This is a genomic window from Pseudomonas sp. D1-36, assembly GCF_051132205.1.
Taxonomy (GTDB): domain Bacteria; phylum Pseudomonadota; class Gammaproteobacteria; order Pseudomonadales; family Pseudomonadaceae; genus Aquipseudomonas.
In genome coordinates, this window is sequence record NZ_CP071674.1 from 1,361,402 (window position 1) to 1,382,355 (window position 20,954).

Annotated in this window: 17 protein-coding genes; 2 read left to right on the forward strand and 15 right to left on the reverse strand. The window is 61.2% G+C overall.

Translation table 11 applies throughout. The features are described 5' to 3' along the window. Positions 1-180 precede the first annotated feature (180 nt). From gcvP to J3P76_RS06055, 4 genes are all read right to left on the reverse strand, one after another. On the reverse strand, positions 181-3,030 hold the full coding sequence (gene gcvP, locus J3P76_RS06040) for an aminomethyl-transferring glycine dehydrogenase (RefSeq protein ID WP_434648724.1): 2,850 nt from the start codon (positions 3,028-3,030) through the stop codon (positions 181-183). A 10-nt stretch (positions 3,031-3,040) separates the two neighbouring features. Next, a complete protein-coding gene (gene gcvH, locus J3P76_RS06045) occupies positions 3,041-3,424 on the reverse strand; it encodes a glycine cleavage system protein GcvH (RefSeq protein WP_420765244.1) in 384 nt (127 codons plus the stop codon). Between the two features lie 427 nt (positions 3,425-3,851). After that, a complete protein-coding gene (locus J3P76_RS06050) occupies positions 3,852-5,360 on the reverse strand; it encodes a sigma-54-dependent transcriptional regulator (protein ID WP_420765243.1) in 1,509 nt (502 codons plus the stop codon). Between the two features lie 210 nt (positions 5,361-5,570). Then, the gene (locus J3P76_RS06055) at positions 5,571-6,476 is read right to left on the reverse strand and encodes a LysR family transcriptional regulator (RefSeq protein ID WP_434701672.1); all 906 of its coding nucleotides are present in this window, start codon (positions 6,474-6,476) and stop codon (positions 5,571-5,573) included. A gap of 112 nt (positions 6,477-6,588) precedes the next feature. On the opposite strand from J3P76_RS06055, the gene J3P76_RS06060 reads away from it, so the two are divergent. Both J3P76_RS06060 and J3P76_RS06065 read left to right on the forward strand, forming a co-directional pair. Continuing rightward, on the forward strand, positions 6,589-7,467 hold the full coding sequence (locus tag J3P76_RS06060; RefSeq protein WP_434701673.1) for an MBL fold metallo-hydrolase: 879 nt from the start codon (positions 6,589-6,591) through the stop codon (positions 7,465-7,467). 183 nt (positions 7,468-7,650) lie between these two features. Beyond that, a complete protein-coding gene (locus tag J3P76_RS06065) occupies positions 7,651-8,265 on the forward strand; it encodes an NAD(P)-dependent oxidoreductase (RefSeq protein WP_420765240.1) in 615 nt (204 codons plus the stop codon). Between the two features lie 21 nt (positions 8,266-8,286). On the opposite strand, the gene J3P76_RS06070 is transcribed toward J3P76_RS06065, so the two are convergent. The 11 genes from J3P76_RS06070 to J3P76_RS06120 form a co-directional block, all read right to left on the reverse strand. Beyond that, positions 8,287-8,616: a GlpM family protein gene (locus tag J3P76_RS06070; RefSeq protein ID WP_212800569.1), complete on the reverse strand. Its 330-nt coding sequence runs from the start codon at positions 8,614-8,616 to the stop codon at positions 8,287-8,289. A gap of 25 nt (positions 8,617-8,641) precedes the next feature. Next, positions 8,642-9,922: a sigma-54-dependent transcriptional regulator gene (locus tag J3P76_RS06075; protein WP_434628593.1), complete on the reverse strand. Its 1,281-nt coding sequence runs from the start codon at positions 9,920-9,922 to the stop codon at positions 8,642-8,644. A 44-nt stretch (positions 9,923-9,966) separates the two neighbouring features. Then, entirely contained in the window at positions 9,967-11,868 is a 1,902-nt protein-coding gene (locus J3P76_RS06080; RefSeq protein ID WP_434701674.1) for a sensor histidine kinase, read from the reverse strand. A 213-nt stretch (positions 11,869-12,081) separates the two neighbouring features. Beyond that, positions 12,082-12,816, reverse strand: coding sequence for an amino acid ABC transporter ATP-binding protein (locus J3P76_RS06085; protein ID WP_018614195.1), 735 nt, complete (start codon positions 12,814-12,816; stop codon positions 12,082-12,084). Further along, positions 12,813-13,484 carry an amino acid ABC transporter permease gene (locus tag J3P76_RS06090; protein ID WP_030140772.1) on the reverse strand — a complete coding sequence of 224 codons (672 nt, stop codon included), beginning with the start codon at positions 13,482-13,484 and terminating at the stop codon, positions 12,813-12,815. Before J3P76_RS06090 ends, J3P76_RS06085 begins: the two co-directional genes overlap by 4 nt. Continuing rightward, the gene (locus J3P76_RS06095) at positions 13,484-14,230 is read right to left on the reverse strand and encodes an amino acid ABC transporter permease (protein ID WP_053124568.1); all 747 of its coding nucleotides are present in this window, start codon (positions 14,228-14,230) and stop codon (positions 13,484-13,486) included. Before J3P76_RS06095 ends, J3P76_RS06090 begins: the two co-directional genes overlap by 1 nt. 189 nt (positions 14,231-14,419) lie before the next feature. Then, positions 14,420-15,334, reverse strand: a complete 915-nt coding sequence (locus tag J3P76_RS06100; RefSeq protein ID WP_420765237.1) for a glutamate/aspartate ABC transporter substrate-binding protein — start codon at positions 15,332-15,334, stop codon at positions 14,420-14,422. A gap of 354 nt (positions 15,335-15,688) precedes the next feature. Further along, the gene (gene glpD, locus J3P76_RS06105) at positions 15,689-17,227 is read right to left on the reverse strand and encodes a glycerol-3-phosphate dehydrogenase (RefSeq protein ID WP_420765236.1); all 1,539 of its coding nucleotides are present in this window, start codon (positions 17,225-17,227) and stop codon (positions 15,689-15,691) included. A 225-nt stretch (positions 17,228-17,452) separates the two neighbouring features. Further along, complete coding sequence (locus tag J3P76_RS06110; RefSeq protein WP_420765235.1) at positions 17,453-18,208, reverse strand: DeoR/GlpR family transcriptional regulator; 756 nt, start codon at positions 18,206-18,208, stop codon at positions 17,453-17,455. An 85-nt stretch (positions 18,209-18,293) separates the two neighbouring features. Beyond that, positions 18,294-19,799 carry a glycerol kinase GlpK gene (gene glpK, locus J3P76_RS06115; protein ID WP_420765234.1) on the reverse strand — a complete coding sequence of 502 codons (1,506 nt, stop codon included), beginning with the start codon at positions 19,797-19,799 and terminating at the stop codon, positions 18,294-18,296. 84 nt (positions 19,800-19,883) lie between these two features. Continuing rightward, a complete protein-coding gene (locus J3P76_RS06120) occupies positions 19,884-20,735 on the reverse strand; it encodes an MIP/aquaporin family protein (RefSeq protein ID WP_420765233.1) in 852 nt (283 codons plus the stop codon). Positions 20,736-20,954: the final 219 nt, after the last annotated feature.

Sequence of the window (20,954 nt, forward strand, 5' to 3'; positions counted from 1 at the left end):
GGTTTCTTTTTATGGGTTCGACGGTTTACAAGATTTGAAAACAGATTCCCTGTGGGAGCGAGCCTGCTCGCGAAGGCGGCGTGTCAGTTGACATCTGATTGGCTGACATATCGCCTTCGCGAGCAGGCTCGCTCCCACAGGGGAAGATTCGGAGGGCGGATGGACCGCCCTCCACTTACCTCAAGCGTAGCTTTCGATCGACGGGCAGGCGCAGACCAGGTTGCGGTCGCCGAACACGTTGTCGACCCGGCCTACGGGCGGCCAGTATTTGCCTTCGATCAACGACGCCACCGGGTACACCGCCTGCTCGCGGCTGTAGGGGTGAGTCCAGTCGCCGACGAGTTCCGCCGCGGTGTGCGGGGCGTTCTTCAGCGGGTTGTCGTCTTTGTCCAGGCTGCCGTTTTCCACCGCGCGGATTTCTTCGCGGATGCAGATCATGGCGTCGCAGAAGCGGTCCAGCTCTTCCTTGGATTCGCTTTCGGTCGGCTCGATCATCAACGTGCCGGCCACCGGGAACGACATGGTCGGGGCGTGGAAACCGAAGTCGATCAGGCGCTTGGCCACGTCATCGACACTGATGCCGCTGCTGTCCTTGAGCGGGCGCAGGTCGAGGATGCATTCGTGGGCCACCAGGCCGTTGCTGCCGGAGTAGAGCACCGGATAATGCTCTTCCAGGCGACGGGCGATGTAGTTGGCGTTGAGAATCGCCAGCTGCGAAGCGCGCTTGAGGCCCGCGCCGCCCATCATGCGGATGTACATCCAGGTGATCGGCAGGATGCTCGCACTGCCGAACGGCGCCGCGCACACCGCGCCTTCCTTGCGTTCCATGTTGGCGTGGCCCGGCAGGAACGGCGCCAGGTGCGACTTGACGCCAATCGGGCCGACGCCCGGGCCGCCACCGCCGTGGGGAATGCAGAAGGTCTTGTGCAGGTTCAGGTGCGAGACGTCGCCGCCGAATTTGCCTGGGGCGCAGAGGCCGACCATCGCGTTCATGTTGGCGCCGTCGATGTACACCTGGCCGCCGTTGTCATGAATGATGCCGCAAATCTCGCGGATGCCTTCCTCGAACACGCCGTGGGTGGACGGGTAGGTGATCATCAGCGCGGCGAGGTGCTCGCGGTGCTCGATGGCCTTGGCCCGCAGGTCTTCGATGTCGACGTTGCCACGGGCATCGCAGGCGGTCACGACCACGCGCATGCCGGCCATGTTGGCGGTGGCCGGGTTGGTGCCGTGGGCCGAAGACGGGATCAGGCAGATGTCGCGACGGTCTTCGCCACGGCTCTGGTGATAGGCGCGGATCGCCAGCAGGCCGGCGTATTCGCCCTGGGAACCGGCGTTGGGTTGCAGCGACACCGCGTCATAGCCGGTGGCGGCGCAGAGCATGGCTTCGAGCTCGTCGGTCAGTTGCTGATAGCCGGCGCTTTGCTCGGCCGGGGCGAACGGGTGCAGGGCGCCGAACTCTGCCCAGGTCACCGGGATCATTTCGCTGGCGGCGTTGAGTTTCATGGTGCAGGAACCCAGCGGGATCATGGTGCGATCCAGCGCCAGGTCCTTGTCGGCGAGCTTGCGCAGGTAGCGCATCAGCTCGGTTTCGGAGTGGTAGCGGTTGAACACCGGGTGGCTGAGGATCGCCGATTGGCGCACCAGCTCGGCCGGGATGCGGCTTTGCATGCTGGTGGCCAGTGCGGTGAAGTCCGGCACAGGCTTGCCGTCGGCCAACAGGCTCCACAGTGCTTCGATGTCAGCCTGGTTGGTGGTTTCGTCCAGGGACAGGCCCAGGCGTTCGGCGTCCACTGCACGCAGGTTGATGCGCTGGGCGCGGGCCTTGTCGTGCAGCGCGGCGGTTTGCGCGCCAGTGTGCAGCGTCAGGGTGTCGAAGAAGCTTTCTTGCTCGACCTTCAGACCCATTGCGCCCAGACCCTTGGCAAGGATCGCGGTCAGGTGATGGATGCGGTTGGCAATTTGCACCAGGCCCTTGGGACCGTGGTACACAGCGTACATGCTGGCGATGTTGGCGAGCAGAACCTGGGCGGTGCAGATGTTGCTGGTGGCTTTCTCGCGGCGGATGTGTTGCTCGCGGGTCTGCATCGCCAGGCGCAGGGCCGGCTTGCCGAAACGGTCCACGGAAACGCCGACCAGCCGGCCCGGCATGTCGCGCTTGAACGCATCCTTGGTGGAGAAAAAGGCCGCGTGCGGACCGCCGAAACCCAGGGGAACGCCGAAGCGCTGGGCGCTGCCGATGGCAACGTCGGCACCGAACTCACCCGGAGGGGTCAGCAGGGTCAGGGCCAGCAGGTCGGCGGCCACGGCCACCAGGGCATTGGCGGCGTGGAAGCGTTCGGTCAGCTCGCGGTAGTCGAACAGGTCGCCATTGCTGGCCGGGTACTGCAAGAGTGCGCCGAAGAAGCTGCTGACGTCGCTCAGTTCGCGCTCGTCGCCCACGACCACGTCGATGCCCAGGGGCTCGGCACGGGTGCGCAGCACGTCGAGGGTCTGCGGGTGGCTGTGCACGGAGGCGAAGAACGCATTGCTGCCCTTGTTCTTGCTCAAGCGCTTGCAGAAGGTCATGGCTTCGGCGGCGGCGGTGGCTTCGTCCAGCAGGGAGGCGTTGGCGATCGGCAGGCCGGTGAGGTCGCTGATCAAGGTCTGGAAGTTCAGCAGTGCTTCGAGACGGCCCTGGGAGATTTCCGGCTGGTAAGGGGTGTAGGCGGTGTACCAGGCCGGATTTTCCAGCAGGTTGCGCAGGATCGGTGCCGGCGTATGGCAGTTGTAGTAGCCCTGGCCGATGTAGGTCTTGAACAGTTGGTTCTTGCCGGCGATGGCCTTGATCGAGGCCAGTGCATCGGCTTCGCTCTGGCCGTCGCCCATGTCCAGGACGCTGGTGCCTTTGATGCTTTCCGGGATCACGCTGGCGCTCAGGGCTTCCAGGGAGTCGTAGCCCAGGCGTTCGAGCATGGCTTGCTCGTCGCCTGCACGCGGGCCGATGTGGCGGGCGATGAATTCGTTGGCGGTGCCGAGATTAACGGTCATGGTGCGCTCCTCAGGCTTCGGCGTTGGCTTTGATCAGGCGGTCGTAGGCGTCTTGATCCAACAGCTTAGCCACTGCATCGGCGTCGGTCGGTTTAAAACGGAAGAACCAGCCTTCGCCCATCGGATCTTCGTTGACCAGCTCCGGGCTGTCGCCGAGTGCTTCATTCACTTCCAGCACTTCACCGTCCAGTGGCATGTACACGCCGCTGGCGGCCTTGACGGACTCAACGGTGGAGGCCTCGTCGCCTTTGGCGTAGGCCTGCAATTCAGGCAGTTGCACAAAAACCACGTCGCCCAACGCGTTCTGCGCGAAAGCGGTAATGCCTACGGTGACGCTGCCGTCGGTTTCGGCGCGCAGCCATTCGTGATCTTCAGTGAAACGCAACTCGCTCATGGAAACTCCTGGGGCCAGACTCGTCTGGTGGACGCGAAGAAAGGCGCGGGGCTTGGCCCGGCCGAATGGTTAAACCTTTAGCAAGAACGTGGCCAATGTTTAAAAGTCTTTGTTTATCAATGCATTGGATGGTTTTCCAGCGCACTCGCTATTACAAGCTGTAGCGAAAACGCTACAGCTAGGCGCCTGGAAAAAATCGTTGCGGGATCAAAGCCTTGCGCAGAGCAGGTCAGCGCGGGGTGTAGCGATATCGTTCCGCTGTAGCGCTTTCAGTACAGATGGAGGTCGTTTTTGACTAACTTTCAAATACGCCTCAGACCAATGTGGGAGCGAGCCTGCTCGCGAAAGCAGTTTTTCAGTCAATAATGATGTTGGCTGATATACCGCTTTCGCGAGCAGGCTCGCTCCCACAGGTAGCCGAGTAAAGCTAAGGCTTCCCGGAAATCCCGTACTTGCGCAACCGATGGGCAATTGCGGTATGGGAGGTCTGCAGTCGGCTGGCGAGCTGGCGAGTAGAAGGGTAATTGGCGTAGAGGCTTTCGAGCAGATGCTTCTCGAAGCTTTCCACCGCCTGCTCCAGGCTTTCGACTTCGACGTCGCCCTGACGCGCCACGGAGGTGCCGGCGATGTCCAGGTCGCCGATATCCACGAGGCTGCTTTCGCAGATGGCGGCGGCGCGGAAGATCACGTTCTGCAATTGCCGCACGTTGCCCGGCCAGCGGTTGCCCAGCAAGGCCGGGTAAGTGCCAGGGGCCAGGCGGCAGACCGGGCGCTGGATCTGCGCGCAGGCCTGCTGCATGAAATACCGCGCCAGCAGCAGGATGTCCTGGCCGCGTTCACGCAGCGGCGGGACTTCGACATTGAGCACGTTCAAGCGATAGAACAAGTCTTCGCGGAACGAGCCTTCGTTGACCATTTTCTCCAGGTTACGGTGGGTCGCGCTGAGAATCCGCACGTTGACCTTGATTTCCCGGTCGCCGCCGACCCGGCGGAAGCTGCCATCGTTCAGGAAACGCAGCAGCTTGGCTTGCAAGTACGGCGACATTTCGCCGATTTCATCGAGGAATACCGTGCCCTGGTTCGCCAGCTCCATCAGCCCGGGCTTGCCGCCCCGTTGCGCGCCAGTGAAGGCGCCCGGGGCGTAGCCGAACAGTTCACTTTCGGCCAGGTTTTCTGGCAGTGCCGCACAGTTGAGGGCCAGGAACGGTGCGCTGTGTCGGGCACTGATGGCGTGGCAGGCGCGGGCCACCAGTTCCTTGCCGGTGCCCGTCTCGCCTTGGATCAGCAGCGGTGCATCCAGGGCCGCGACCCGTTGGGCGCGGGCCTTGAGGGTGCGTATCGCCGGGGATTCGCCCAGCAGCGCGTCGAAGCCTTCGGCGTGATCGTGGTGCAGCGCCGACAGGCGTTCACCGATACGGTTGGGCTGATAAAGCGTCAGCAGCGCCCCGGCATCGGTGATGGGCGTGGCATCGAGGAGCAGCGTCTGGCCGTTGACGGTGATTTCCCGCAGCGGCAAGCGAAAACCGTTTTCCAACAGCGCGTCCAGCAGCGCCGCGTCATCGAACAGCTCCGCGACGCTTTCACCGGCCGGTTCGCGACCGTACAGGGCGATCAGCGCCGGGTTGGCGAGCAACACCTTGCCGGCGCTGTCCAGGGCGAGCACCGGGTCGGTCATGGCGGCGAGCAAGGCATCGAGCTGCAAGTGCCGGCGCTGGCCCGGCAGGATGTCCACCACCGTGACCGCCTGCACGCCGCGCACGCTGAACAGCGCCTCGCGCAACTCATCCAGCACCTGTGGGCTGAGAGTCGGGGCGTCGATGTAGACGTTGGGCGGGACCATCTCCACCGCATCCAGGTTGAGATTGCGCCCACCAAGCAAGGCCAGGACTTCCTGGGTGATGCCGACGCGGTCGATGAAACTGACGTGGATACGCATGGGGCGGCTTTGGGTTCTGGAATGCGGAGGGTGGCAAGTATGCCTTGGGGCGGGCTAATGGTGAAATCCTGGCGCAAGGCTTAAGGCTGTACAGAGATCCCTTGTGGGAGCGAGCTTGCTCGCGATGGCTGAGTGTCAGCCACCCTTTTATTGACTGATACACCGCTATCGCGAGCAAGCTCGCTCCCACAAAGGTTCCCGCAGAGGTAGCTACAACCCCACATCCCACGCCGGTGTTTCGGGAAACCTGAGCACCAGAAAATCCAGCAGGCTGCGCAACGCCGAGGGCATGTGCTTGCGTGAGGCATACACCGCATACATGTTCATCCGGCGCGGTTCGGCGTGGGGCAGCAGGCGCACCAGTTCGCCGTTCTGGATATGAGGGCCGACCTGGTAGCTGGGCAGCATCGCCACACCGGCGCCGGCTATCGTTGCCTGGAGCAAGGTGCTGGCTTCGTTGGCGCTGATGTTGCCCTGTACCGGCACCGACAGCTGTTCGCCGTCCTGCTCGAAATGCCACAGGCTTTTGCCTACGTAGGAATGGGTCAGGCAGTTGTGCTGGCTCAGGTCTTCCACCCGTTGCGGTGTCGAATGTTCGCGCAGGTAGCGGGGGGAGGCGCAGATGACCGAACGGCAGACCGTGAGACGCCGGGCGATCAGGTTCGGATCGAGATCGTTGCTCATGCGGATCGCCAGGTCGATGCGTTCGTCCACCAGGTTGACGGTGCGATCGAGCATTTGCAGGTCAACGCTCACGCCCGGGTAGCGCTGGACGTATTCGGCCATCGCACTCGCCAATTGCGACTGGCCGAACGAGGGGCTGGCGCTGATGCGCAGCATGCCCCGTGGCGCGTCTTCGGGCGTGCTGACGGCCGCTTGCATGTCGCCGCACAGCTCCAGCATCTGCCGGCAGCGGGGCAGGGTCTCCGTGCCTGCGGCCGTCAGGCTCAGCTTGCGCGTGGTGCGGTGCATCAGCCGGGCACCGACCCAATCTTCCAGCTCCGCCAGATAGCGCGATACCACCGGCCGCGACAGGTCCAGGTGCTCGGCCGCCGCCGACTGGCTGCCCAGGTCCACCACGGTGACGAACACTCGCATTGCTTGTAGACGATCCATGATCTGCCCGATTTTAGAAACAAACTATGTCCCAGCATCGCATTTTTTGTACTGAGTCTGGCAACTAAGCTCCGTTCATTCCCTTGCGGGCCATTGCACAACGGAGCACCTCATGACCGGTTTCACTCTTCTAAAACGCTTGTCGCTGGCGACCGCAGCGCTGGCCATCACGGCCCAGGCCTGGGCCGCCGACTTGACGCTCGACGTCTACAACCCCGGCGCGGCGGCGATTTTCCCGGTGACTTCGGTATTGGTCAGCGGTGAAAAAGAGGCGATCCTGGTGGACGCCCAATTTGGCAAAACCCAGGCCGAGCAGGTCGTGGAAAAAATCCGCGCCAGTGGCAAGGGGTTGACCACGATCTACATCAGCCACGGCGACCCCGACTACTATTTTGGCCTGCAAACCCTGGTAGCCGCTTTCCCGGAAGCCAAAGTCCTCGCATCCGCGCCAACCGTGGAGCACATCAAGGCCACTGCCGATGGCAAGTTGAAATATTGGGGGCCGATCCTGAAGACCGACGCGCCGTCCAAGACGCTGGTGCCCCAAGTGCTCAAGGGCGACAGCTTGACGCTGGAAGGCAAGCGCTTGCAGGTCATCGGCCTTGACGGCCCTCAGCCGGACCGCAGTTTCGTGTGGATTCCGTCGATCAAGGCGGTGGTGGGAGGTGTGGTGGTGGCGGAGAACATTCACGTCTGGATGGCCGATACCCAGACGCCGCAATCCCACCAGGATTGGCTGGCGACGCTGGATAACATGCAAAAGCTGCAACCGACCACCGTGATCCCCGGCCATTACCTGGGCGAAAGCGCTCGTTCCCTGGCGCCAGTGCGCTTCACCGCCGATTACATCAAGGCCTTCGACGAAGAAACCGCCAAGGCCAAGAATTCCGCCGCACTGATCGCCGCCATGAAACTACGCTATCCACAGCTGGGGGGGGACAGTTCCCTGGAGCTGAGCGCCAAGGTGGCGAAGGGCGAAATGAGGTGGTGAAACCCGAACTTTGATCTGGACGCTTTTGTGGCGAGGGAGCTTGCTCCCGCTCGGCTGCGAAGCAGTCGCAAAAATACTGGGTCTGCTGCGCAGCCCAGCGGGAGCAAGCTCCCTCGCCACGAACGTGTTCATGGTTCTAGAACGCGTTGAAGTAATCACTACGAATAACCATAGGAGAATCCCATGAGCACCATCGCAATCATCGGCGCTACAGGCCGGGCCGGCAGCCAACTGCTGGAAGAAGCCTTGCGCCGTGGTCACAGCGTGACGGCCATTGCCCGCAACACCGGAAAAATCGGCACACGGGCGGGAGTGGTCAGCAAGCAGTTGGACGTACTGGACAGCGAGGCACTGACCGCAGCGGTAGCAGGCCACGACGTGGTCATCAGTGCCGCGCATTTCGCTACGGTGCCAGCCGACAAGGTTGTCGCACCGGTGAAGGCCGCCGGAGTCAAGCGCCTGCTGGTTGTGGGCGGTGCCGGTTCGTTGTTGTTGCCGGATAACAGCCGCGTGATCGACAGCAAGGGCTTCCCGGAGGAATACCTGGCCGAAGCCACGGCCGGAGCGTTGTTCCTGGACGTGCTGGGAAAGGAGCAGGACCTCGATTGGACCTTCCTTTCGCCCTCGGCGGAGTTCGTCGAAACCGAACGCACCGGCCAGTTCCGCGTCGGCAAGGATCACTTGCTGTTCGATAACGCCGGGCGCAGTTGGATCGGCTTCGCCGACTACGCCATTGCGATGATCGATGAGGTCCAGGCGCCGCAGTTTTCGCGGACGCGGTTCACTGTCGGCTATTGAGCCATCGATCCGTGCAGCGAATCACCCGTGGATCCTCACCCAGACACTGACCAGCACCGTCGCCGCCATCAACCAGGCGACGGCAGCCACGGCCAATGACGCTTCGAGGCGCATCCGGTCGACCATCACGTACAGCGTCGCGAGATAGACGAAATACGGAATGATCGACCACATGCCGAACACGATGGTGGTCTTCAGGTCATCCACCGAGCGGCCCTTGCCGACGATGTAGTGGGCAATCAGCGCAAAGGTCGGAAACAGCGGCACCAGCCCGGCAATGTAATAGTTCTTGGTCTTGGCGAGCATCGCCAGGATGACGACAACGGCTGCGCCGAGCGCGGCCTTGAAAATAAGATCCACAGGTTCATGTCCCAGGTCAGTGGCTCAGGCCATATTTTTTGACTTTGTCGAAGAGCGTGGTCTTGGCCATGCCCAGTTCCTGGCTGGCCTGGGTCAGGTTGCCGCCGCTGCGTTGCAACGCATCCACCAGCAGGTTGCGCTCGAAGGCTTCAACCGCTTCGGCGAAGGCCAGGCCTTGGCTACCGGTGCTGGTGCCGGCTTTCTTGAACGCCGGCAAGCCCAGGGCGTAACGTTCGGCGACGTTGCGCAGCTCGCGCACGTTGCCCGGCCAATCGTGGCTCATCAGGTTCGACAGAGTGTGGTTGTCCAGCTCCGGCACGGTACGGTCGAAGCGCAGGGACGATTGCTGGAGAAAATGTTCGAACAGTTGCAGGATGTCTTCGCGCCGCTCCCGCAGGGGCGGCAGCTCCAGCGTCACCACATTGAGGCGGTAATACAGGTCGCTGCGGAACTGCCCGGTCCGACCCATTTCGTCCAGGTCGGACTTGGTGGCGGCAATCACCCGGCAATCCACGGACACGCTCTGGTTCGACCCCAGGCGTTCGAGGGTGCGTTCCTGCAACACGCGCAATAGCTTGATCTGCAAGGGCAGGGGCATGCTCTCCACTTCATCGAGAAACAGCGTGCCGCCATCGGCGTGCTCGATCTTGCCGATCCGGCGCTTGCCCGCGCCAGTGAAAGCGTTGGCCTCGTGGCCGAAAATCTCGCTTTCGAACAGGTTCTCCGGCAGGCCACCGCAGTTCAGCGCGACGAACTGCTTGTCGTGGCGCCGGCTGAAATCATGCAGGCAACGGGCGACCAATTCCTTGCCGGTGCCGGTTTCGCCTTCGATCAACACGTTGGCCGAGGTGTCGGCGACGTTGGCGATCAGCTCGCGCAGGTGCTGCATGGCCGGCGAGCGGCCGATGATGCGGCCTTCCAGGGAATCACGCTCGGCCAGTTGCCTGCGCAGCGAAGAAACTTCCCGGGCCAGGCTGCGCTGTTCCAGGGCGCGGCGTGCAACGTCCACCAGGCGCTCGGGGGAGAACGGTTTTTCCATGAAATCGTAGGCGCCTTTCTGCATCGCGCCTACGGCCATGGAAATATCGCCGTGGCCGGTGATCAACACCACCGGCAGGCTGCGGTCCCGGGCTTTGAGGCGGGTCAGCAGCTCCAGGCCGTCGATGCCCGGCAGGCGGATGTCGCTGATGACGATGCCGGCAAAATCATCGCCGACCCGCTCAAGGGCCTCTTCGGCGCTGCCCACGCCAATGCAGGGAATATCTTCCAGGCTCAAGGCCTGCTGGCAGCCCAGCAGGACGTGGGGGTCGTCTTCGACGATCAATACGCTCAGGTCGTTGTTCATAGCGGCTCGGCAGGTAAAAGGCTTACCAACGGTAAACTGAGGATAAACGTGGTGCCACCATCCTCCGGATGCTCGACTCCCAAATGTCCGCCGGCGGCGGCACACAGGCTTGCCGAAAGCGTCAAGCCAAGGCCCAGGCCTTGTTCGCCGGGTTTGGTGGTGAAGAACGGTTCGAACAGATGCTTGCGAGCCTCCGGGTCGATGCCGTGGCCATTATCCCGCACCCGCAGACGATATTTGCCATCGCTGCCTTGGCCTTCGAGCCACAGCTTCGGCGCGGGTTGTAGCTGCATGGCGTCAAGGGCATTGCCGATCAGGTTCACCAGGATCTGTTCCAGGCGCGTCTGGTCGATCTGGACCTGAACGTCTTCGAATGCCGTGTGGATCTGGATGTCGAGTTTTTCAAGGCGCGCGCCCAGCAATTGCAGCGCGGCCCCGACAGCCTTGCCCAGGCTCGCCCGGCCCTTGTCGTCGCCGCGCCGGGCGAAGGCGCGCAGGCTGGCGGTGATCCGACCCATGCGATCGATCAGGTCGTTGATGGTCCTGAGATTGGCGCTGGCGATATCCAGCTGGCCCCTTTCCAAAAAGCGCACGGTATTGCCCGACAGGGTGCGCAGGGCGGCCAAAGGCTGGTTGAGTTCATGGGCGATGCTGGTGGACATCTGGCCGATGGCCGCCAGCTTGCCGGCTTGCACCAGTTCGTCCTGGGCGCGCCGCAAGGTCTCTTCGGCCTGCCGTCGTTCGCGAATCTGGCCCTTGAGCCGTTCGTTGCTGGCCCGCAGGTCGGTGGTGCGTTCGGTAATCCGACGTTCGAGCTGATTGTTGGCCTCTTGCAACGCTTCGCGAGCGGCGAGGCGGGTCGCGATGACTTTGCGACGTTCGTTCCAGGCGATCAGCAGGAAAGCCACCAGGGCAAACGCCACGGCCACCAGGATGCCTTGGTTGATCGCTTGGCGGCGCAGGTCTTCGAGCGGGGTCAGTAACGTGAAATTCCACGGTGTGTCGCTCAGCGGCCGGGTCTGGGAAAGGTAGCTGGTGGCGCGCTGGTCAGCCGCGATTTCGGTGTTGGCGGGGAAAGTCAGCTTCTCCATGCCCTCGGCCAGCCGTTCCCGCGCCAGAGGGATCAGCTCGTTGAGCGGGAACCAGTAATATTGCAGGCTGCGGGCCAGGCGCTCCTTGGTTTCGTCGCTCAGCGGACGCACCGATTTGAGCCGCCGCGCCGGATCGCTGGAGAGGATGATGATGCCGTTCTCATCGCTGACGAAGGCTTCCAGGCGGGCCCGCTGCCAGCGCTCCTCCATGGCTTCGAGGCGGACCTTGACCACGGCCACGCCGATGATCTTGCCTTGTTGCTCCAGGCCATGGGCCAGGTAATAGCCGGGTTCGCCGCTGGTGCTGCCGATGCCATAGAAGCGCCCCGGCTGGCCGCGCACGGCGTTCTGGAAATAGGCGCGGAAAGACAAGTCTTCCCCCAGGTAGCTGTCGACGTCGCGCCAGTTGCTGGTGGCCATGACGCGGCCGGTGGTGTCCATGACGTAGATGGCCCGGCTGCGACTGCGCCGGTTCAGGCCCTCAAGGTATTCGTTGACGGTCTGGCGATGCTCGGGCGTCGGGTCGTCGAGCAATTTCGAGACGCTGGATTCAAGTTCCAGCAGGCTGGGCAAATAGGTGTATTTGCTGATTTCGCTCTCCACCGCGCGGGCGTGCAGCTCCAACTGACGCTCGCCATTCTCGGCGAGGCCGCGAATGCCATAGTGCTCGCTGATCCAGAAGCCGAGGTAACCCAGGCCGATCATCAACGCTATGACCAGCGGCGGCAGGAACAGATGGCGGATCAGGCGGGGTTTCACGGCGAGTGATGGCGGCGCGGCGCGATAAAGAGTGGGGTCGCATTTCATCACAGAAGCCTTGGGTCAACCAGTGTGGCGGCGGTCGTCCTTCGAACGCGGTCCTGTGGCGAGGGAGCTTGCTCCCGCTCGGCTGCAAAGCAGCCGCAAAACGGTTCATGCGGTATGCCAGAGACATTGCATTTCCGGTTTAGGGCCGCTGCGCGACCCAGCGGGAGCAAGCTCCCTCGCCACAAGGACAAGCGCGCCTAGAAAAGGCGATGCTTAGTGCTGCAGAATCTTCTCAAGGAAATGCTGTGCACGTTCGGAGCGGGCGCTGATGTCGCCGAAGAACTCTTCTTTCGGGCAGTCTTCGATGATCTGGCCCTGATCCATGAAGATCACCCGGTTCGCCACTTTGCGGGCGAAGCCCATTTCGTGGGTCACGCACATCATGGTCATGCCTTCGTGGGCCAGTTGCACCATCACATCGAGCACTTCGTTGACCATTTCCGGGTCAAGCGCCGAGGTCGGTTCGTCGAACAGCATTACCACCGGGTCCATCGCCAGCGCACGGGCGATCGCCACGCGCTGCTGCTGGCCGCCGGAGAGCTGGCCCGGGTGCTTGTGGGCGTGGGCCGACAGACCGACGCGCTCTAGCAGTTGCAGGCCTTTCTTGGTGGCTTCTTCCTTGCTGCGGCCCAGCACCTTGATCTGCGCGATGGTCAGGTTTTCGGTGATGGTCAGGTGCGGGAACAGTTCGAAGTGCTGGAACACCATGCCCACCCGCGAACGCAGTTTTGGCAGGTTGGTCTTCGGGTCGGCGATGGACGTGCCATCGACCACGATGTCGCCTTTCTGGAAGGGCTCAAGGGCATTCACGCACTTGATCAGCGTGGACTTGCCCGAACCCGACGGCCCGCACACCACCACAACCTCGCCTTTGCTGACCTCGGTGCTGCAATTGGTCAGTACCTGGAAGTCCCCATACCACTTGTTGATGTTTTTGATAGAGATCATACGGCGAACCTTTTTTGCAGACGCTTGACCAGCAGCGAGGCGGCAAAGCTGATTGTGAAGTACACGAGACCTGCGATGATCAGGAACTCATTGGAGCGGCCGATGATGTCGCCATTGGCTCGCGAAGCATTGAGGAAGTCCACCAGACCGACCGTGTAGACCAGCGAGGTGTCCTGAAACAGGATGATGCTCTGTTGCAGCAACAGCGGGGTCATCTTGCGGAACGCCTGGGGCAGGATGATCAGGCGCATGACCTGGCCATAATTCATGCCCAGTGCCTGTGCCGCGCCCATCTGGCCCTTGGGGATCGACTGCACGCCGGCCCGGACGATTTCGCAGAAGTACGCCGCCTCGAACATCATGAACGCCACGACGCAGGAGCCGAACGCGCCGATCGGCGTGTCTTCGCCAGTGATCCAGCGCAGCACGAACGGGACCGCCAGGTAGAACCAGGTGATGACCAGCAGCAGCGGGATCGAGCGGAAGTAGTTGACGTAGGCGCCAGCGATGTTGGAGATCAGCTTGTTGTGGGACAGGCGCATCAGCGCCAGGATCGTCCCCAGGATAATCCCACCGACGACACCCAGGGCCATCAGCTTGAGGGTCATCACCATGCCGTTCCACAAGCCGGGAATGGCCGGGATGATGCCTGTGAAGTCGAATTCCATTATTTACCCCCCACGGAGATCAGGCCGGGCACCGCGACTTTCTTCTCGACCATGCGCATGAGCAGCATCAGGCTCATGTTCAACGTGAAGTAGATCAGCGTCGCCAGGGTAAAGGCTTCGAACAGGTTGGCCGAAAATTCGGCGGTCTGCTTGGTCTGCGCGAGCAGCTCCATCAGGCCGATCAACGACGCCACGGAGGAGTTCTTGAAGACGTTGAGGAATTCCGAGGTGAGCGGCGGAATGATGATCCGGTAAGCCTGGGGCAGCAGCACGTTCCAATAGATCTGCGGCAGTTTGAAGCCCATGGCCCGGGCAGCGGATTCCTGGCCGCGCGGCAGCGCCTGGATGCCGGTGCGCACCTGTTCGCAGACCCGCGCGGCGGTGAACAGGCCCAGGCACACGACAACGCTCAGGTAGGCCGAGGTGGTCGGGTTCAGGTCCTGCTTGTACCATTCCTGCATGTCGGCTGGCAGCAGGTCCGGCACCAGGAAGTACCAGATGAACAGTTGAACCAGCAGTGGCACGTTACGAAAGAGTTCCACGTAGCAAGTCGCGATGCCCGATACCAGCCGGTTCGGCACGGTACGCATCACACCCAGGATCGAGCCCAGCAGCAGGGCAATGATCCAGGCGACGACGGCGATGGCGATGGTCCAGCCCAGGCCGGCCACGTACCAGTCGAGATAAATCTCGCTGCCCACGCCGGTGGACTTGAAGAACACGCCCCAGTCCCAGTTGTAATTCATTAGGGTCTCCCCTCAGATCGTTCGATGTACAAGTATCTGCAGGGGGAAATCCTTTCCCGCCCAATCTTGAGGATCGGGCACACACTCACGGCTCGACTTACCGTTGCGAGTGTTTCCTTTGGTTCCAGCAGGGAATGACACACTCCTGGAAAGGGCCGGGCCCTTCCAGGAGGTAAGGTTAGTCAGAAATCAGGATTTCTTATCGTCAGCCGCTTTATCGGTCGGGTTGGCGATCAAAGCCTTGAGCTCGTCGCTCATCGGGAAGTTCAGGTTCAGATTTTTAGGCGGGATAGGCTGGGTGAACCATTTGTCGTAGATCTTGTTGATCTCGCCAGACTTGTAGCTGGCGACAATGGCGTCATCGACAACCTTTTTGAACGGCTCGTCGCCCTTACGCATCATGCAGCCATAGATTTCGTAGGATTGGGGAGTACCGGTTACTTCCCAGTCGGTCGCCCTCTTGGCCTTGGCGGCTTCGCCGGCCAGCAGGGCGTCATCCATCATGAACGCGACGGCACGGCCCGATTCCAGCATCTGGAAGGATTCGCCGTGGTCCTTGGCGGAGATGACGTTCATGCCCATTTGCTTGTCGGCATTCATCGCCTTGAGGATGCGCTCGGACGTGGTGCCGGCGGTGGTCACGACGTTCTTGCCCTTGAGATCGTCGAAATCCTTGTATTTGGAATCTTTCTTGGAGAGCAGCCGGGTGCCGATCTCGAAGATGCCAACCGAGAAGGCGACTTGTTGCTGACGCTCGACGTTGTTGGTGGTGGAGCCGCACTCCAGGTCCACGGTGCCGTTCTGCACCAGTGGGATACGGGTCTGCGAGGTGACCAGGTTGTACTTGACCTGCAGGTTCGGCACGTCCAGCTCTTTTTTCAGGGCTTCGACGACTTGCAGCTGGATGTCATGGGAGTAGCCGACGGGCTTGCCGGAAGCGTCCGCGATATAGGAAAACGGAATGGAGGCGTCGCGGTGGCCGAGCGTGATGACGCCGGACTCTTTGATCTTTTTCAGCGTGCCGGTCAGTTCGGCTGCGAAAACCGGAGTGCTGATCAGAGCAGCAGCAACGGCTGCGCCCAGGAGATGGGGAACGATGCGCATCGATGTTTCCTCGACATTGTTTTTTTTGTATTCGGCCGGTTCACCGGCCCTGAGTGCTTCGAATGCCTGAAAGCTCCTGTTGTGTTGGCGTAACAGGCGTTCGTCTCCACGAGTGTAGAGCATGACTCGTGCCAGGCCAGTGGCCTATCACTATCATGTTGTTTTTAAAGGAAATTAATGTTTTGTTTCAGCTTTTTGGTCTTTTGTTTATCCGGTTTGCCGAACTGACCGCTGGGTCGTGTTCGGAAAACCGAATGGCTTGAGCCCCACCAATCCGTGGGAGAGGCGGTGTGTTCCAAAATGCAAAAAGCCCCTGGATCGTAGATTCAGGGGCTTTTGGTCTTGCGGGTACTGTCACGCCGCTTCAATTTTGCGCCGATTGTGCTCGACCTTTTGCAGATACTGCTGGAGCTTGTCCTGCTCTGCGGCGGTGGTAAACAAGCCCAGCTTGCTGCGGCGCCAGAGGATGTCCTGGGCATCGATGGCCCACTCGTCGCTGCACAGGTAATCGACTTCGCGGGTGTAGAGGCCTGCGCCGATGTGCTCGCCCAGGTCGACGAGGTTGTGTACGCCTTCGAGCATGCGCCAGGTGCGGCTGCCGTACGTGGTGGCCCAGCGGCGGGCGATGTCGGTCGGCAGCCAGTCGAACTTGTCGCGAATCGCCGAGCACAGCGCCTGCGGGGTCGTCATGTTTTCGCCCCCCGGCAAGGTTGCCAGGGCGGTCCAGCTTGGACGCATCTGCGTAAAGTATGGCGCCAGTTGCGCCATCGCCGATTCGGCCAGCTTGCGGTAAGTGGTCAGCTTGCCACCGAATACCGAAAGCAGTGGCGCCTCTTGACCTGCGGCAGAAAGCGCCAGGGTGTAATCCCGGGTTACGGCGGAAGGGTTGTCGGACTCGTCGTTGCACAACGGCCGGACGCCGGAATAACTGTGCAGGATGTCGTCGCGGCTGACCTGTTTCTTGAAGTGGGCGTTGACCACTTTCAGTAGGTAATCGGTTTCGCCTTCGGTAATTGCGACCTTCGCCGGATCGCCGGTGTATTCGCGATCTGTCGTGCCGATCAGGGTGAACTGGTTCAGGTAGGGGATAGTGAAGACAATGCGCTGGTCCTCGTTCTGGAGAATATGCGCATGCTCGCCTTCGTAGAGTTTCGGAACGATCAAGTGGCTGCCCTGAATCAGGCGGATACCGTAAGGCGATTCCATCTTCAGGTCGTCACGAATGAACTTGGCCACCCACGGGCCGGCGGCGTTGACCAGGGCCTTGGCCTGGATCGAAAACAGGCTGCCGTCGGCACGCTCCAGATGCAACTGCCAAAGGCCCTTGCTGCGACGGGCGCTGACGCAGCGGGTGCGGGTATGTACGTGGGCGCCTTTTTCCCGCGCCGCCATGGCGTTGAGTACCACCAGCCGGGCGTCGTCAACCCAGCAGTCCGAGTATTCGAAGCCCTTGGTGATTTCGCTTTTCAGTACGCTGTCAGCGCCAAATTTCAAACTCCTGGAGCCGGCGAGCTGCTCGCGCTTGCCCAGATGATCGTAAAGGAACAGGCCGGCGCGGATCATCCAGGCGGGGCGAAGATGCGGCCGATGGGGCAGCACGAAGCGCATCTGCTTGACGATGTGTGGGGCTTTGGCCAGGAGGACTTCGCGCTCGGCCAGCGCTTCGCGCACCAGGCGGAATTCATAATGTTCGAGATAGCGCAGGCCGCCATGTATCAGCTTGCTGCTGGCTGAAGAAGTATGGCTGGCGAGGTCGTCCTTTTCGCAAAGGAACACCGAAAGGCCGCGACCGGCCGCGTCCGCAGCGATCCCCACGCCATTGATGCCGCCGCCTATAACGGCGATGTCATAGATCTCTGCGAGAGGGGGCGTAGGCAAGGTGGTAGTGGGCATCGGCTGGCCTCGGGCTCTTTTCGAAATATTTGAATTCGAACATTAATGTTCATTTGCGAAAAATACTAGCCCATAAAAACGGCAACGGCCAGTTGGATTCGATTGAAAATACTGATCGAATGCCGCCGAAAGGAAAATTTTCGAACAAAAAGAGAATTGCGGAATGCTTCTGTGGCGAGGGGATAGACCCCCTCGCCACCAGGGTTCTGGGCATGGGGCGCGGAGCTAGACCACTTCCAATCGAATCTTGTGCTGGGTCAGCAGATGCGCCAGGGCTGGCACGGGCTGCTGGTCGGTTACCAGGCAATCGATCAGGCTGATCGGGCCCAGGCGGACCATGGCGTTGCGCCCGAATTTGCTGGAATCTGCTGCCAACAGCACTTGCCGAGCGTTGGCGATGATGGCTTGGGACACCCGCACTTCCTGGTAATCGAAGTCCAGCAGGCTTCCGTCCTCATCGATGCCGCTGATGCCCACCAGGGCGAAGTCGACCTTGAACTGGCTGATGAAGTCGACACTGGCCTGGCCAACCACGCCGCCGTCGCGTCGCACATTGCCCCCGGCGATCAGGACTTCGAAATCATCCTTGGCGCTGAGGATCGACGCCACGTGCAGGTTGTTGGTGATGACTTTGAGGTGGTTGTGATTGAGCAGCGCCCGGGCGATGGATTCGGTGGTGGTGCCGATGTTGATGAACAGCGACGCGTGATCGGGAATCTGGGCGGCGATGGCTTCGGCGATGCGTTGCTTCTCATCGCGCATCTGGTCCGCGCGCATGGCGTAGGCGGTGTTTTCCACGCTTGAATCGTAAGCCGCGCCGCCGTGATAGCGGCGCAACAGATTCGCTTCCGCCAATTGATTGATGTCGCGGCGGATGGTCTGTGGGGTGACGACGAATAATTGCGCCATTTCCTCGATGCTGACATAGCCGCGTTCGCGGACCAGTTCGAGGATTTGTTGCTGGCGGGGAGGCAGATTCATGGGGCTTCCTTTGGGCTGCCATTCAAAATTTGCCCATGATGCCGCAGGAATCCCCTCCCGACCAGTTTCAGAACTTTAACGGGCCTTATTCGGCGTCTTCGTGGGGCTCCCAATCGCGGGTGCGGCTGACGGCTTTTTTCCAGCCAGCGTAGAGTTTTTCCTTGGCTTGCTCGTCCAGTTGCGGTTCGAACTCACGCTCGATTACCGCTTTGCCGCGCAGTTCTTCCAGGCTGCTCCAGAAACCGCACGCCAGGCCGGCCAGGTACGCTGCACCGAGGGCGGTGGTTTCGCGCATTTTTGGGCGTTCGACCTGGGTGCCAAGGATATCCGCCTGGAATTGCATGAGGAAGTTGTTGGCCACCGCGCCGCCGTCCACGCGCAAGGACTTGAGGCGCTCGCCGGAGTCCTGCTGCATGGCGTCGAGCAGATCGCGGGTCTGGTAGGCGATGGATTCGAGCGTGGCCCGGATAATATGGTCGACCCGCACGCCACGGGTCAGGCCGAACAGCGCGCCACGGGCATAAGGGTCCCAGTACGGCGCGCCCAGGCCAGTGAACGCCGGGACCAGATACACCCCATTGCTGTCCTTGACCTTGTTGGCGAAGTACTCGGTGTCGAGCGCATCGTTGATGATCTTCAGTTCATCGCGCAACCATTGGACGGTAGACCCGCCATTGAACACTGCGCCCTCCAGGGCATAGGCCACTTCACCGCGAGGGCCGCAGGCGATGGTGGTGAGCATGCCGTGATTGGATTTGACCGCTTTGTCACCGGTATTCATCAGCAGGAAACAGCCGGTGCCGTAGGTGTTTTTCGCCTGGCCCGGTTCCACGCACATCTGGCCGAACAGGGCGGCCTGCTGGTCACCGGCGATACCGCCGATGGCGATGCCGCTCTTGGTGCGGCCGTAGATTTGTGAGGACGATTTGACCTCCGGCAGCATTTCCCGAGGGATGTTGAGGATGTCGAGCATCTTCGCGTCCCACTCCAGCGTATGGATGTTGAAAAGCATGGTGCGCGAGGCGTTGGTGTAGTCGGTGACATGGACCTTGCCGCCGGTAAATTTCCAGATCAGCCAGCTGTCCACGGTGCCGAACAGCAACTCGCCGTTGCGTGCGCGCTCGCGGCTGCCTTCGACGTTATCCAGGATCCACTTGAGCTTGGTGCCGGAAAAATACGGATCGGTGACCAAGCCGGTGGCTTCGCTGATGTATTGCTCATGGCCGTCACGCTTGAGCTGCTGGCAGATTTCAGTGCTGCGCCGACATTGCCAGACAATGGCGTTGTAGATCGGCCTGCCGGTCGACTTGTCCCAGACCACCGTGGTTTCGCGCTGGTTGGTGATGCCGATGGCGGCGACCTGGTCGTGATGCAGCCCGGCCTGGGCAAGCGCTTCGACCATGACCGCGCTCTGGGTGGCGAAGATCTCCATCGGATCGTGTTCGACCCAGCCTGGCTGTGGGTAATGCTGGACGAATTCTCGTTGGGCCGTGCAGACCACGTTGGCGTCACGGTCGAAAATAATGGCACGTGAGCTGGTCGTGCCCTGGTCGAGGGCAATGATGTAGTTCTTATTCTCAATGTCGGTCATGTCGATTGCCTTGGGACTTAGGTAACGTAATTAAGGAAGAGGCCAGGGCGGGGGCTCGAATGGCAGGCGCCCGCGCCGACTGTTTCAGGACGTTCTGGGCTTGCCATCAATGGCCGGCTCTGGCTCCTTTGCAGCAACCACGGCGCTGGGCAGGTGGCGAGCGATGAGCCCGCGATAAGCAGCAGCACCCAGGCATGCGCCAAGGATCGGCGCAAAAATCGGTACGAGGAAGTATGGAATGTCACGCGCCCCGGTGAGTGAAATTTCACCCCAGCCAGCGAAGAAAGTCATCAATTTCGGACCGAAATCCCGCGCCGGGTTCATCGCGAAACCTGTCAGTGGTCCCATCGAACTGCCGATCACGGCGATCAGCAAGCCGATCAGCAGCGGCGCCAGCGGGCCGCGCGGCAGGCCGTTGTTATCATCGGTCAGGGACATGATCACGCCCATCAGGATGGCGGTGATGATCATCTCGACCAGGAAAGCTTGGCCGGTGGACAGTGCCGGGTGGGGGTAGGTGGAGAATACCGACGCCAGTTCGAGGCTGGCCACGGTGCCCCGGATCATGTGGCGGGACTGTTCGAAATCGAAGAACAAATTGCTGTACAGCGTGTAGACCAGCAGTGCGCCGCAGAACGCGCCGGTCACTTGGCAAACGATATAGAAAGGCAGTTTGCGTTTTTCGAAGTCAGTGAAAATGCACAGGGCGATGCTGACGGCGGGGTTCAGGTGTGCGCCGGAAATGCCCGCGCTGAGATAAATCGCCATGCTGACACCGACGCCCCAGATGATGCTGATTTCCCACAAGCCGAAACTGGCGCCCGCGACCTTGAGCGCTGCAACGCAACCGGTGCCGAAAAAAATCAACAGGGCCGTACCCAGGAACTCCGCCAGGCATTGGCTGGAGAGCGAAGGTTGTTGTAAAGCAGTCGTCATTCAAACCTCGGTTCTTTTTGTTGTCCTGCGCGGCGGAAAACAACCCGTCGTCGCCTTTTCGCCGAGTGCCGGATCCCCATCCTGCGCTCGGGGTGTTGCTTGAGACACGCGTTTCTGCTTTCAGTTTCGAAAAAATATAGACAAGAAACGCCGCTGTCAAAGGTCGAAAGTGAACCGTCGGTCATATTAGGATTATTCGTTCCATGAATGAATTTTTCC

Coding starts and splice junctions, on each gene's coding strand:
- J3P76_RS06120 (WP_420765233.1), bottom strand. CDS start 20,735: ATGACGACTGCTTTACAACAACCTTCGCTCTCCAGCCAATGCCTGGCG.
- J3P76_RS06055 (WP_434701672.1), bottom strand. CDS start 6,476: ATGGATCGTCTACAAGCAATGCGAGTGTTCGTCACCGTGGTGGACCTG.
- J3P76_RS06100 (WP_420765237.1), bottom strand. CDS start 15,334: ATGCGCATCGTTCCCCATCTCCTGGGCGCAGCCGTTGCTGCTGCTCTG.
- J3P76_RS06060 (WP_434701673.1), top strand. CDS start 6,589: ATGACCGGTTTCACTCTTCTAAAACGCTTGTCGCTGGCGACCGCAGCG.
- J3P76_RS06080 (WP_434701674.1), bottom strand. CDS start 11,868: ATGAAATGCGACCCCACTCTTTATCGCGCCGCGCCGCCATCACTCGCC.
- glpK (WP_420765234.1), bottom strand. CDS start 19,799: ATGACCGACATTGAGAATAAGAACTACATCATTGCCCTCGACCAGGGC.
- J3P76_RS06090 (WP_030140772.1), bottom strand. CDS start 13,484: ATGGAATTCGACTTCACAGGCATCATCCCGGCCATTCCCGGCTTGTGG.
- gcvH (WP_420765244.1), bottom strand. CDS start 3,424: ATGAGCGAGTTGCGTTTCACTGAAGATCACGAATGGCTGCGCGCCGAA.
- J3P76_RS06110 (WP_420765235.1), bottom strand. CDS start 18,208: ATGAATCTGCCTCCCCGCCAGCAACAAATCCTCGAACTGGTCCGCGAA.
- gcvP (WP_434648724.1), bottom strand. CDS start 3,030: ATGACCGTTAATCTCGGCACCGCCAACGAATTCATCGCCCGCCACATC.
- J3P76_RS06065 (WP_420765240.1), top strand. CDS start 7,651: ATGAGCACCATCGCAATCATCGGCGCTACAGGCCGGGCCGGCAGCCAA.
- J3P76_RS06050 (WP_420765243.1), bottom strand. CDS start 5,360: ATGCGTATCCACGTCAGTTTCATCGACCGCGTCGGCATCACCCAGGAA.
- J3P76_RS06085 (WP_018614195.1), bottom strand. CDS start 12,816: ATGATCTCTATCAAAAACATCAACAAGTGGTATGGGGACTTCCAGGTA.
- glpD (WP_420765236.1), bottom strand. CDS start 17,227: ATGCCCACTACCACCTTGCCTACGCCCCCTCTCGCAGAGATCTATGAC.
- J3P76_RS06095 (WP_053124568.1), bottom strand. CDS start 14,230: ATGAATTACAACTGGGACTGGGGCGTGTTCTTCAAGTCCACCGGCGTG.